14 protein-coding genes are annotated in these 13842 nt (G+C 42.0%); 1 reads left to right on the forward strand and 13 read right to left on the reverse strand.

Features of this window, described 5'->3' with window-relative positions; all coding sequences use genetic code 11:
* Positions 1 to 18: 18 nt before the first annotated feature.
* The 6 genes from NST31_RS07970 to nhaC form a co-directional block, all read right to left on the reverse strand.
* Positions 19 to 690, reverse strand: a complete 672-nt coding sequence (locus tag NST31_RS07970) for a GntR family transcriptional regulator (RefSeq protein WP_236017048.1) — start codon at positions 688 to 690, stop codon at positions 19 to 21.
* A gap of 445 nt (positions 691 to 1135) precedes the next feature.
* Positions 1136 to 1900, reverse strand: coding sequence for an IclR family transcriptional regulator (locus NST31_RS07975; RefSeq protein ID WP_339164902.1), 765 nt, complete (start codon positions 1898 to 1900; stop codon positions 1136 to 1138).
* Between the two features lie 9 nt (positions 1901 to 1909).
* Positions 1910 to 2092, reverse strand: coding sequence for a hypothetical protein (locus NST31_RS07980; protein WP_339164904.1), 183 nt, complete (start codon positions 2090 to 2092; stop codon positions 1910 to 1912).
* A 6-nt stretch (positions 2093 to 2098) separates the two neighbouring features.
* Positions 2099 to 2323, reverse strand: a complete 225-nt coding sequence (locus tag NST31_RS07985; RefSeq protein WP_077111498.1) for a hypothetical protein — start codon at positions 2321 to 2323, stop codon at positions 2099 to 2101.
* 133 nt (positions 2324 to 2456) lie between these two features.
* Positions 2457 to 4118, reverse strand: a complete 1662-nt coding sequence (locus NST31_RS07990; RefSeq protein WP_339165502.1) for a thiamine pyrophosphate-dependent enzyme — start codon at positions 4116 to 4118, stop codon at positions 2457 to 2459.
* Positions 4119 to 4700: 582 nt separating this feature from the next.
* On the reverse strand, positions 4701 to 5984 hold the full coding sequence (gene nhaC, locus NST31_RS07995; protein WP_339164906.1) for a Na+/H+ antiporter NhaC: 1284 nt from the start codon (positions 5982 to 5984) through the stop codon (positions 4701 to 4703).
* 450 nt (positions 5985 to 6434) lie between these two features.
* Between nhaC and NST31_RS08000 the strand changes: the two genes are divergently transcribed.
* On the forward strand, positions 6435 to 6884 hold the full coding sequence (locus NST31_RS08000; protein ID WP_339164907.1) for a DUF1569 domain-containing protein: 450 nt from the start codon (positions 6435 to 6437) through the stop codon (positions 6882 to 6884).
* Positions 6885 to 7261: 377 nt separating this feature from the next.
* On the opposite strand, the gene NST31_RS08005 is transcribed toward NST31_RS08000, so the two are convergent.
* The 7 genes from NST31_RS08005 to NST31_RS08035 form a co-directional block, all read right to left on the reverse strand.
* Positions 7262 to 7627, reverse strand: coding sequence for a hypothetical protein (locus NST31_RS08005; protein WP_339164909.1), 366 nt, complete (start codon positions 7625 to 7627; stop codon positions 7262 to 7264).
* A gap of 563 nt (positions 7628 to 8190) precedes the next feature.
* Positions 8191 to 8508 (reverse strand): hypothetical protein, encoded by a 318-nt coding sequence (locus tag NST31_RS08010; RefSeq protein WP_339164911.1) that lies wholly within the window; start codon positions 8506 to 8508, stop codon positions 8191 to 8193.
* Positions 8509 to 8588: 80 nt separating this feature from the next.
* Positions 8589 to 9395, reverse strand: a complete 807-nt coding sequence (locus tag NST31_RS08015; RefSeq protein WP_339164913.1) for a serine hydrolase — start codon at positions 9393 to 9395, stop codon at positions 8589 to 8591.
* 11 nt (positions 9396 to 9406) lie between these two features.
* Positions 9407 to 11017 carry a D-aminoacylase gene (locus NST31_RS08020; RefSeq protein ID WP_339164914.1) on the reverse strand — a complete coding sequence of 537 codons (1611 nt, stop codon included), beginning with the start codon at positions 11015 to 11017 and terminating at the stop codon, positions 9407 to 9409.
* 45 nt (positions 11018 to 11062) lie between these two features.
* On the reverse strand, positions 11063 to 11434 hold the full coding sequence (locus NST31_RS08025; protein WP_339164916.1) for a hypothetical protein: 372 nt from the start codon (positions 11432 to 11434) through the stop codon (positions 11063 to 11065).
* 171 nt (positions 11435 to 11605) lie between these two features.
* Positions 11606 to 12499, reverse strand: a complete 894-nt coding sequence (locus NST31_RS08030; RefSeq protein WP_339164918.1) for an acetamidase/formamidase family protein — start codon at positions 12497 to 12499, stop codon at positions 11606 to 11608.
* 9 nt (positions 12500 to 12508) lie between these two features.
* Positions 12509 to 13732 carry an amino acid permease gene (locus NST31_RS08035; protein ID WP_077111504.1) on the reverse strand — a complete coding sequence of 408 codons (1224 nt, stop codon included), beginning with the start codon at positions 13730 to 13732 and terminating at the stop codon, positions 12509 to 12511.
* Positions 13733 to 13842: the final 110 nt, after the last annotated feature.

The raw sequence follows: 13842 nt of genomic DNA on the forward strand, positions 1-13842 counted from the left end.
CACAATTTAAAAAAATCATCAATCCGTAAAATTCCTCACACTATCTACAGTAGACAATAAGTGGTTCTCCATCACTTTGATGGCAAGCTCACCGTCTTTCGATTCCAAAGCTTTTACAATATCCAAATGTTCTTGAATAACCTCGGTAATCCTGCCTTCCTTCATTAAAGCTGTATGCCCCATTAATCTGGCCATATTGTATAGTTCGGATAAAAACTGCTCTAATAGCTCCTGACCTGCAAACTGCAATATTTTCCGGTGAAATAATTGATCCAATTCTATGAACTTAATACTGTCATTACTAGCAATCACTTTCTCTTGCCGTTCAACAATTTTATATAATTGCCGCACTTCTTCTTCAGTAATGATGTCAGATAAAATTTTTATGCCTTGTACTTCAATAGATGTTCGTAAAAAAATGATTTGATCCATTTCTTTTTCTGTAATCTCTCTTACTTTGAAACCTTTTCTAGGAATGTGAACCATCAATCCTTCATTGATGAGGTCAGCAACCGCTTCTCTGACAGGAGTTCTTGAAGTATTTAAGGAATTGGCCAACATTGTTTCTGTGAATATTTCCTTATGACTCAGTTCTCTGACAAGAATCGCTTTCTTTAGTTGCTCATAAACCATCTCTTTCGTTGTTTTTCTATGTATAGGTTCCATCCCCAACCCTCGTTTAACATCCATCAAAAACGCCCCATTTTTTTATTTTTTGTCTGCGTACTCTGTATGATGTGTTATGTATACATAATACATCAATAAATATAAAATTGTCAATATATTTATTGATTTCTAATTCAATCGCTTTTTTTGCGTAAAATAAAATACAAAGCTGCGCACTTCGCATGTGTGCAGCTTTGTATTGATTGCAGACATTCATCCATGGCTATACTTGGCAGAATTCATGAGAACGGACCAAAAGGATGACCTCTTTGCAGTCTTGTCAGACAACTTCTCCTATGTCCGGCACAATCGCTCTCACAGCTGCCCGCGCGTCCTTGTTTGTTCCCATTTCTTATCGCTTTAGAGTCGAGCGGCTATCATTCGGCGAAGTCTGATCCTTCGCTAAAAAATAAACGGGCCGCCCCGCATTCCGGATTTGGCTCAACTGACGAGGATTTCCTGCTACACTTCATCTTCCCGTATACCCAAGCTCCATGGATATGTTCCTTGCCGTTTCTTCCGTTTTGATTTGAGCATACTTTTTATGTTCACCAGACAGTCTGGTGACCGGCCCGCTTACACTTAACGCGGCGACAACACTTCCCTTCCGATTATATACAGGATAGGAAATTCCTACCGTACCGACATCCTGCTCCCCATAGCTGATGGAGAAGCCATTACTGCGTATTTCCTCTATTTTTTTTAATAACTCTTCGGCATCTACCACTGTATTGTCAGTAAACCGCTCGAAGCTCATTTGCGAAATCACTTTCTCCTGCTCCTGTTTGGGCATATAGGCAAGAAGCAGTTTGGGGCCGGAACCAAGTGACAACTCGGACCTTCTCCCGACTCTTGTATATAAACGCAATGCATGGTTGCTTTCTACCTTTTCAATATAGACAGCTTCATTTCCTTCGCGAACAACCAAATGGACCGTTTCATTAATATCGGCCTGCAACTTTTTCATAAGAGGCTTTGCGACTTTGCGAAGCTCCAATTGATCTGCGACAATTCCGCCCAACTCCAACAGTTTAAGCCCTAATCTATAGCGCACATCTTGGTCCGAATGCTTGTTTTTCGTTAAAAATCCCATATATTCAAGCGAAGAAAGCAAACGGTATGCTGTTGGTTTAGGCAAGCCCGACCGTTCCGATATTTCACGTAACGACAAGTCGGTTTCACCTTCCGTAAAATAATCCAATAACTGTAATGCTTTCACAACACTCTGATTCATAGTCCCCGCTCAACCTCCCCTAAAACCTGCCATATTCGTTCTCTCACATTGATGCGTAATATGTGACGGCTTCGTTAATTTACTGACGCTGATGATCACGATACACGCGGAAATCAATGTTGGTATCATCTGGGCAATTCCTTTTGAAAGTATGTCTGCCGCCTGTAAGATTCCTGCTAACCACAATGGCAATTCCGGTTACAAACCGCCCCAAGCCGCTTCTTTCGTTCCGAAAATACCATGCTCATTATCATAATAAGCCCTCCTGTACCGCCAGCCATTACATGGGCAATTCATCATTTCCATTATATAGGAAGGACGCCAAATTCCAATAGGAACAGACAAAGCCCCCAAAATGATGACAAGCAGTTTGGTTATAACGAGATTTGCCAGGGTATATGAAACCAATCTCAAAAGCGTCATCAGCTTCCTATCATGCCACATCACTCTCGCTGATCAACTATGCCGCACGGCGCATAAAAGTTAGCTCTCATTCCCGCCCGCAACCTTCGTGTTACGAGTGTTCGTTATTTTAGCGGAAAAAGCGGTTCCGGAATCAGTTATGCTGTTTACTCTTTTGCCTGATAGAGTGAATCGTGTCATTCAATGAGATTTGCTCGGGATTCGTCAGCACCTCAATCACGACGGGGCTGTCGGAGGCAAGCGCGTGTTCGATCGCTTTCGTAAATTCAACGTTTGTTTTAGCCCTAAAGGCTTTTACCCCGAGCGCTTCGCTCACTTTTGCAAAATCCACATGATTTAACTCTGTTCCGATCACCCTTTCAGGGTAGTGCATCTCCTGGTGCATCCGGATCGTTCCATACATACTGTTATTAAAGATAAGGGCAATAACCGGAACTCCGTATCGCACTGCTGTTTCAAGCTCTTGGATGGTCATCATAAATCCGCCATCCCCCGACAAGGAGACGACCACTTTATCTGGATGGGCCAATTTCGCCCCAATGGCCCCAGGCAAGCCATATCCCATTGCTCCAGATGTGGGTCCGATATAAGTGTTGGGCTTTTCAAAACAATAAAAGCTATGAAGCCATCCAGCAAAGTTCCCCGCATCATTTGTGATGATGGCACCTTTCGGAAGCTTCTCCTGCAAAGTTTGTATGACACCTCTCATCTTGATCCAATCTTCATCTTCATTCAAATCCTTCAGCATGTCTTGCTCATAATCCGACCTGCGGCTCTTCGTCCAATCTCCCCATAATGCGTCAATATTTATTGTTAGCAACTCTTTTAAAGCGGATGTGGCATCTGATACAATCCCTATCTGGGGGTTACGTACCTTTCCCAATGTGTCGTAGTCTATGTCAATATGAATTAATCTTTGCTCAGTGGTTGGAAAACGATAATCCTGAGTGGTGATTTCCGAAAGACGGGTTCCTATCGCTAAGACGACATCGGCTTCTTTCATTGTGTTTATAACGGAAGGAAATGTACCCAATCCCGCATGGCCGACATACAGTCTGTGGTTATTCGGAAAAACATCTTGGCGGCGAAATGATGCTACTACTGGAATATGAAGCTTTTCTGCAAATTCAACGAGCAACCGTTCCCCATGAGAGGCAATGACCCCGCCTCCCGCTATAATGACAGGGCGTTCTGCATCACCCAATAATCTTTCCACTTTCTCCACCTCTTCCGAAGTTGGACGCGGAGAAGGAACATCCACCGGAGGTCCGATATTCATAACCGCTTCTTCACGGAGCACATCTTCCGGAAGCGAAACGACTACAGGTCCCGGGCGTCCTGACTGGGCGATTCTGAAAGCGCGGTGTATAAGCTCTGGAGTCCTTTCGGCATCTTTAAGTTCAACTGTCCATTTAGCTATATGGCCAAAAAATTGATCTAAATCGACCTCCTGAAACCCTTCACGCCCGCGGAATTTACTATGCACTTGCCCCAGAAAAACGACCATTGGCGTAGAATCTTGGTAGGCAGTATGAATTCCAATCGCCAGATTGGCTCCGCCCACACCTCTTGTAGCCATGGCCACCCCCGGCTTTCTCATCGCCTTCCCATAGGCATCCGCCATAAACGCCGCTCCGCCCTCATGCCTCGCGGAAATCAGTTTAATGTGTTGCGAATCGTAAATACTGTCCATCAAGGGCAAATAACTTTCTCCCGGAACACAAAATACGTGTGAAATGGTTTCTAACTCCATGCATTTCACGATGGCATCAGCCACTGACATTAACTTGGTCATCATGCATAACCCCTTTTTAGTCTATTTCCTTTCAATACAGTACAACTCTCTCATCAATGAACAAGTTCATCCGCCGTTCCTAATGGCTGCATTTGCAAACGTCCGCAGTCCATGGAATGACTCCGCTTTCAAAATATCTGTTAGCGATCTTTTGGAAACGGCTTTCCAGCTACGGCTCCTTCATAAACTTGCATTCCCTTCTCGTACTCCATCTTTTCTGACTGACCTGTTTGATACGCCACCTTTTTTACTATTAGATTCCGAATGGACTTCTACTAATGCCGCTTATTATGTACATCTATTATTTCCTGTTATAGCAACCAAGGGGCAGCGCGGAGTCTTTAGCGCTTTAAAAATCCGGGTCCTGTCATAACTGTTTTTCTGTTCATAAAACCCAATGAAAAGACCTCCTTATGTCATGCAAACCCATAGTTTCATTTATTGAAATGATATTTCATTTTACGAGTCAAGTATAACAACTGATTGTATAAAACTCAATCATTTTTTTCTTCAAAGATTGTCTTTTACCTTTACAAAAAATTTGACCTTTGGTTAAACTCGTTTAATTTCAAATAATTCCAACTATTCCTCGTCCTCCTCATCTTCCTTAAATATGGCAAACCAGGTGAGGGCATAAATAGCCGCAACCAGCGGAGACAATAAGGCAAAAAATGCATATGGCAAATAAGCTAATGTCGAAACACCCAAAACCCCGGAAGCAAAAATGGCCCCAGACGACCATGGAATGACAAATGTAGTAATGGTTCCGGCATCTTCTAAAGTTCTTGAGAGAACCCGTTTTGAAATGTTTAATCCTTCATAAGCCGAACGGAACATTTCACCCGGTATCATGATGGCGACATATTGGCTGGCTGATAGCATATTGGTTAAAAAACAACTGAATATGGTAGTAAGAATCAATTTGGCCTGCGTATCTACAAAAGAACCCATTTTGCCTAAAATGACAGAAATAACACTTGCTCTCTGTAAAATTTCACTGAGGCTAAACACAAGGATGACTAATGTTGTGACAGTAAACATACCTGAAATACCGCCACGCTGAAGAAGCTTATCGACATCTTCTACACCTGTTTGATATACAAATCCGTCCATGAAAGAATTTAATATAACGCCGGCCCCAAAAGACGGCTGAAAAATAAAGGCCGTCAAAACCGCCGCTAATGAACCCATATTTAAGGCAATAACAGGCGGAAGTTTTTTTATGATGAGAAAGATTGTGAACAGCGGAACCAATAACAACACTGGATGAATCGTAAAGTGTTCCATTAATGTTTCCGTCATGAGTTCCGTTTTTCCCGAATTGTCATCACTCCCGTACCTTAACCCCAAAAGCCAATATAAAATACAAGAGATGAATACTGCGGGCAGAGTTGTATATAACATGGAATGAATATGTTTAAAAATATTGACTTCCGCTACTCCCGAGGCCAAGTTTGTCGTATCTGAAAAAGGCGTCATTTTGTCCCCGAAGATCGCACCTGAAATGACCATCCCGGCAATCATCGGTGCTTGTATCCCCATTCCAATACCAATCCCTATAAAAGCAATTCCCAACGTTCCAATCGTTGCATAAGAACTCCCGGTAAAATACGTAACGATGCAGCAAATGATAAAACCTGTAATGAAAAAATAAGAGGGACTTAATATATGCAAGCCATAATAGATAATTGCCGGTACAATGCCCGATACAACCCAAGTCCCTATAATCATCCCAACACTCATAAGAATCAAAATAATGAAAACAGAGTTTTTCGTTCCCTGTATGAGATAATCTTGAATTTCGACTAATGTGAATCCATTAAATCTCGCTAATAAAACGATGAAAAATAGGGCGATAACAAACACGCTGACGACAGAAAATTTAAACTAGGCCAATGCCACAATCAATACTATTGCAATGATAAAGATATGAGCTAATGCATAAGCAAATGAAGTATCTCTCCCATTCTTCATGATCATACTTCCCCTGACTTTTTTATGTAAGGCCGTTCATACAGAAAAAAGTTCCAAACTTCGTATCAATTGAATCTTAGTGTGGATCTAAAATAAAGTTCGATAATTTATAAAAAAGGCTGATCATTTATAATAAAGATTGATAAAAACATCTATTTTATTGAGTATTTCTTTGTTCAATAAACGCGCCCTTATAATAGAAGAAGATTTTCGAATAAAATTGGATTTATTATGTTATTATTGTTTTGAGATTTTGTAGAAAGTTGCCATCTAAAGAAGCAGAACAGAATAAATGGATTTTTGTGGTGATGTAGAGGCAGATTGATAAAGGATGATGCACAAATGAAAAATATTTTTAATCAATTGCATTCAGAGGAAATTTTAAACCGTATTGACAAATTAAGTCCAGATTCACAACCACAATGGGGAAAAATGAATGTTTCCCAAATGCTAGCGCATTGTTCATCTTTTCAAGACATTGCAATGGGAAATTCTTTTCCACCAAGGGGTTGGTTAGGAATAATAGTAGGGAGGTTTGCAAAACAAATCATGTACAATGACAAGACATTGCCCCATAACATGTCTACTATTCCAACCATTTTGATTACAAATGATAGAGATTTTGAGACAGAAAAAGAAAAGCTTAAACAAAAAATTACCATATTCCAAAATAACGGACCAGAGAAGTGCACAACTCATCCGCATCCTTTTTTTGGTAAACTCACTTCTGAGCAATGGGGTAAAGGAATATACAAGCACCTTGACCATCATCTTAAACAGTTTGGAGTTTAGTTAATCACAAAAATAATCAAACTTTTTTATAAAAGGATGCTTCAATTGAATATAGAAAAAGCGTGTTTTGATCAATCTTCTTTCAAAACATGCTTTTTCTATTTGCTCTTTTATCAAGGTTTATTAAGTTAAATTAATCAAACTTTATTCCAAGGCTATACTTAGCAAATCAAATACAAAAGAAAGGAGCACTGTAAAAGAACTTATTCTAAAGCGACAAATGCGGACCCCGTCACTCAAATCGAGTCCTCTCCCCCAATTGAAAAGGTTCTGATAATCGCGGCATAGGGAGCGACAAAGCATAAGTGGGGTTAAGTTTAGTTTCGATCCAATACTCATATAGGGAGCGATTGGCGGGGCTTTGGCGGACGCAAAAATTAAACTCTAAAATGAACTTTTTCTCTAAGCGTTCTTGTTATCCCCCAAAACAGAAAGCGATATAAAATTACAAAACCAACAAACAAATAAATAAATTCGAAAATAGAAAAAGGCTCATAATCTATGAAATAAGAATTAGCATATACCAAAATCAAAGATGAGAGCTCTGTTAAAGAATCTTTTAATCCATTTTTCTTATATAAACTTCTTAACGATTCTAAATTCAAAAAGTCATGAAGCTTCCCACTGCACCAACCTTTCATAAAGCCAAAAGCTAACAAATAAATTCCTAAAGCAGGTCCAAAAGACAGATCTATAAGTCGTGTCACCAAGCAATAAATGATGGTGAATAAAAATAAATACACGTTATATGCCCCCTTTATTTACTAGCAGTTTGTTCAAAAATGTAGACACACCTAAAAAAGAAAAAACGCCTTATAATAGACGGATAAGTGCTACCTTGTACAAATCCGTTACAAAAGGATAGCTCTACGGAAAGCATACACTTTTTACGCCACTTGGTATACGAAATCCCTTTTGGGAGAAGCTTTTTTTACAACATGTTTCTATATGCCCTGCTGCAAGAATACCAGGGAATAAAGGCAATAAGCGATGATGCTCATCAAAAGCTTCGTAAACAATGAGTACCGAGCCATATTCCAGAAAAAACAGTCTCGTTCATGCCAATTGTCTTTTGTACATCTGGCAATCACTTACACAGTATTCGCATGCTGGACTTTCCTTTGCAGAAAATGATACATGCAGAGTCCCCATTCAACCGACATACATTCCCATTCAATAGAGTCATATCCTTTATTACTAAATGACATTTTTGATGGCAAGTCTATAGTATCGAATCTTAAAAACATTAAAAAGGTGAGTGTGCACCTGCATTACTCACCTTAGTGTTCTTATGCTTTGGAAATAATCATGGAATATTCACATTATAAGTCAAACTCAATCCAGGAATATTCCTGCCTAGCCAAACTTTTCTTATATTTTTTTCAACTGCACGTTTTACAGCAGCTGCTGTACCAGCAGTAATAAGACCTGGTACACCAGCAGTAATGGGATTAACAGCAAACTTTTTAGCATACCACCCTACATAACCTGCCGCAAAAGCACCGGCAGCCCATCCATTCATCTTACGAACTTTAGGACCTAAGTTAATGGATATACCAACAAATCCATAAGGTTGAACTTTTGAAGTTTGTTCAGGTTGTAATTCATCAACCGCCAGTAACATTAGATGAGCATCTTCCTCTGACACTCCTAACTCATTAACTAACGTATCACGATCAGCCGCAAATGTAAGGTTCCCATCTTCTAATTGTTTAACGCATAATCATATACGGCTTTTCCGATCTCTCCCAACACATCCAATGCGGTTTTTGAAGAAACATTTTCTGATAAAACGGATATAATCATTGTCCGTTGTCCCGTATATAAAATACCAGCATCATGTTGGCGGTTCAGATCCCATCCAGTCTTATGAGCCAGTTCCCACTTCGGAATCTCTCCGGCGATTTTCCCGGATGGACTTGGAAGCTGTGATGGAAGACCATTTCTATATTGCTGCCATTTCATGATTTGAATCATTTGTTCACATGCATGCCGGGATACAAGTTGACCCGCGGCCATTTTTCTCAACATGAAAGACACATCAGCCGCCGTAACGATATTTTGCAAATGCTCATGTGCTGGATAGACCATCAGCTTCCGTTGAAAGCGGCTGTTTTTCATCCCCGCTTCCAATAAAGTTTGCTGTATCGCTTCCATTCCGACCAGATCAATGAGCATGTTTGTAGCTGTGTTATCGCTTTGAACGATCATAAGAACCAATAAATCATATATGGATAACTCAATGCCGGGTGTTACGTATTGCAAAGCACCCGCACCACCGACCTGATCCCCTTGATTCATGCTTACACAGTCGCTTAATCGCAGTTGCCGATTTTCCGCGGCGGAAAAAACGGCTGCCATTATCGGAATCTTAATAATACTTTCAGCAGGGAATGGTGTATGTGCCTCATATCCCCAACTGATATCGTTCTGTATATCTTCTATCATGATCCCCCAATCTCCGCCCGCTTGCTCCATGAGTTTTTTAACTCGTATTTCCACAGTTTTCATTTACCAGTCTCCTAATGATGGTTATGTGTTGATGGTATCAGATGATCTCTTCGAATGATTCGTCCTGCTGTTTCTCCCATGTATTTTCCATCTGATACAGTCCATTTTCCATTGACGAAAACGTGACGAATGCCTGATGGCAACTGATGTGGATTTTCAAATGTGGCACAATCCATCACTGTGGCCGGATCAAAAACAACGAGATCACCCCAGTACCCTTCTCGAATCATCCCTCTATCTTTTAAGCGCAGTAATTGGGCAGGCGCACTGGTCATCTTCCGAATAGCTTCCGGAATGGAGAAGATTTTTTCTTCCCGGCCATACTTGCCCAATACGCGTGCAAATGACCCATATAGTCTCGGATGCGGCTTTCCGCCGAACACACCGTCTGATCCGACCATCTGCAACGGATTTTTCATCACTTTCGTTACGTCTTCTTCAACGCCCCAGTGAATGATCATCGTAGCCGCAGCTTCCTCTGAGATCAGCAAATCCATTGCGGCGTCTGCTGGGTCCTTCTGCTGTATCTCTCCTATTTCTTGTAAGCTCTTGCCCTCAAATTTCTTGTTTTCATCCAAAACGACAGAGGCGATGACAATATGATCCCATCCATTATTTCTGACCGGATTATCGTACTCTCCATTATGGAGCATTTCTTCCTTGATTTTTTCACGTAGATGCGGTTCCCTTAACCTGTTTAAGATGGCCTTTGTACCGCCCGCTTGCGCCCAAGGAGGTATAATAGCCTGAAGCATCGTGGAAGCAGCCGTATATGGATATTGGTCAAACGTCACTTCGATTCCTTCCTGCCGTGCTTCTTCTAATTTGCGCAAAGCCTTTTCGAGCTTATCTCTATTGATTTTCCCGCAAACTTTAAAGTGGGAAATATGCAAGCGAATACCCGATATTCTCGCAGCCTCTATCACTTCATCAAGCGCTTCTAAAGACAAATTGCTTTCATTTCGAATATGAACAACAAAGCAGCCATCATACTTTGCGGCTCCCTTGCATATTTCAACCAGTTCCTCCAAGTTTGCATAGGCACAAGGAGGATATTGGATTCCCGAAGATATTCCAAAAGCGCCCTGACGCATTCCCGCTTCCACCCATTCACGCATTTCCCTGCACTCTTCTTTTGTTGCCTGGCGACCTTCAAATCCCATCACAAGCGTCCGAATATTGCCGTGCGGAATTAAATAAGCCGCGTTGCCAATCATATCGGCCGTCTCCAAAAAGGACAGATATTCTTCGATCGTTTCCCACGGCCAGTCCCCGATATCTCCGTTTAGGCCTTTTAACTGTTTCTGCCATTCTTGCTTTGTATGCTTCGATACAGGAGCAACAGATATGCCGTCTTGCCCAAATAATTCCGTTGTGATTCCTTGAAGCACCCTTATTTTATGGATCTCCGGATTGGTGCATAACAAATCGGAATGCACGTGCGGATCGATAAAGCCGGGAGAAACGATGCAGCCTGAAACATCAACTTCTATTTCCGCTTGTTCAAAGACGAGTTTAGCCAATCTGACGATTTTTCCTGAACGGATGCCCACATCCAGTTTTGTCCAAGGATTTCCGGTCCCGTCACATACCATCCCATTGCGGATAATCACATCATACATAGTTGGTGTCACCTTCCCATCATTCCTATCATCTTTAATCCTGCCTCAAGATATCCGATTTCCCGCCGCCAGATCAGATCTGGCGGAAACATCACTCTCGTATACAGGGGTGGGTATCGCGCTTTTCGCTCCCCAATAATAAGTGACAAGAGATATCAAGCTACAATAATTTGATCCCATGGAGCCGCAATCCAGCCATTGCCGCCAAAAGTACCGGCCCAACTCAGTATGATCATGATGACATTGTAAAAAACGAGCCATCATGCGGCAGTCATTTGTATCCTCAAGAGAGAACCCGGCTTTTTCTTTCGTTTCCATATAGCGATATATGCCACACTCCAATAATTGATGAGGAAAAAGACGATTAACAAAAATAACTGGTAAACCATCCAACCGCAGTTTGATTTTGGGAACCAAGAGACGGCCACCACACGTACATAGGGATTGACAAGTTTTTATATCCATTATTGGCTATTTGTGTGCATACTTCAAGCTTCATTATCCAGTATGTTTTGCTCATATGGAAGCCTTGAATATTCAGCAAAAAAAAGAGCCTGTCCCCTGTAAGGACAAGCTCATATGTTCCAATTACTTTTTAAACAACCTCGGCAACAATTCCTTCGGCACCACAATCCTCACTGTTACGAGCGGGTTTACGATCTGGCTGATCCGCACGTCACAGAGCATGCTCAGAAGCCTGTATGCTTCCTGGAATTCGAGCGACAGCTCTTGTTGCAAATGCCCGACAACGCGTTTCGATCCCTTGCGAATCGCTTCGTCCAACGTTTTTGCCGAGGCTAAAAACATGAAGGAATCCGCGGTTTCAACGACAGGAGCTTCAAGTGTCCCGCCTTTTACCGCTCGTACCGTTAATGTCGTCCTGCCGCCAATTTCAACACCGGTTCCATCCAATTCTCCATCTCCCATGGAGGCGTGAAGATCACCCAGGGCAAATAAAGCGCCATCTTGGAAAACCGGAAAATACAACTTGCTTCCTATCGTAATATCTTTCGTATCCAAGTTCCCGCCATGATCTCCGGGTGAAGCACAATGGACACTTCCGGAGGCTGGAGCCACTCCGATAACCCCAATCATGGGCCGCACGGGAAAAATAAAGTCTTCCTTAAAACAAATTCGCCCTTCTTTTACCGGCAAGATTTTGGTCGTCGGCTCCTCAATATGGTCACCCAAAACGCCCAAACCTTTGGATGTGACCATTATCCCACGGGGATCAAGCTCGATTTCCTCGATGTCAATTTGAAGCACGTCCCCCTTTTCCACGCCATTGACGTAGATTGGACCAGTCGCCTGATTCATCGTTTCCAAGTTAATATCCGGACGAAGCACAGTTTCACTGTCAATTTGGCCCCCATAACAATCATGGGTTTCAACGGTGATCGTCTCCTGAAGACGGACGTCTGTAATCGGCTCCATATTTGCAGAGAAATGAGTGATCGTTCTATTTTTGCTTATAAACCTCATATCCCGTTCCTACCAGCCTTTCGGAAGAACGTTAAAAATACCCAATAGCGTATAAATACCGGCACCGGTATATAAAGCAATGATCAAGGTTTGAATAGCAGGATGCGCTAGCTTACCGCATGTCCACTCCGGTTCCTTTTCTTGTATTTTCCTGGATTTATTCAACATCATGACTGGCACAATGGCCATGATGATTCCGGCAAAAGCGCCTGCAATAGACAAGGCATCTACAAACCCGACAAAACCGCTATAGGCCAAAATGAACGGTGGAACAGCAACAACCGCCAATACAATGGCACGATACTTCTTATTCGTTTCCGATGGAACTTTGAAACGGTCGATAATGTTTGTAAAATAACTTTGTCCCAACGCCCAGAAAGACGTCATCATCGCCATTAAAGCAAAGCCGTTCGCTGTAAAAAATGCCCAGTCTCCCAGCATTTCCGCCCAGGCGATCGTAACAACCTCTGTTACTTTATCAGGACCTGTCAAACCAAGCGCCGCCATTGGCACGAGCGTCAATAAAATACCTGTGATCGCCATACCGATGACAATGGCGCGCGGCAAGTTTTTAATCGTTTCTTTATCATAGCCGCGTGACAACTCAGGCACAATGTATTGCGCCAAAAAGGCAAATACGGTCAAACTGAAAACAGGGATGGCAAATTTTGGATTGGTATAAATAAGATATTCCGCTTTCAATCCCGGGCCAAAGACCGATGCCAAAATTAAAATAAGAACTAACACAAGCATCCCGAAGGTTATTACTTTTTCCGCAACCCCCGCAGCTTTTAACCCCAACCAAATAACACCGACAGCCGGAATAAAAAAGAGAAAGCTTCCCAATACATTCGGTATACCGAAAACTTCAGCCATTATTTGGCCGCTTCCAGCCGTATAAGCAATCAATGCTCCAAGCGAGTTGACGGCTACAGATAAAAAGATCAGCCAAGATCCCAGGTTCCCGACATATTTTTCCGCTAAACCACTTAGCTGCAAGTTTTTCTTTGTCCGAAGCGTCGTCTCCGCAACATAAAGCATTGATATTGTTGTAAGAATACCCGCCACAATCACCCAGAAAACGAGCACGGGCCATCCAGCATTTTTCGCACCGTACGCTAAACTCAAAATGCCCGCACCAATATTGGCACCGACAATTAATGCAATCCCTTCCAACAGGGTCAATTTCGTCCGGACAAGTGCGGACTTCCCATTACTATTTGACTCAGACAATAAAACCTCTCCTTTGCTTCTAAAAAAATTCTATGATGTCAATTTGTCTTTAAAAAAAGATACAAAGAACATTATATCAAAACAAAAAAAATGAGACCGATTACATTGAA

Source organism: Siminovitchia sp. FSL W7-1587, from assembly GCF_037963795.1.
Lineage (GTDB): Bacteria > Bacillota > Bacilli > Bacillales > Bacillaceae_C > Siminovitchia > Siminovitchia thermophila.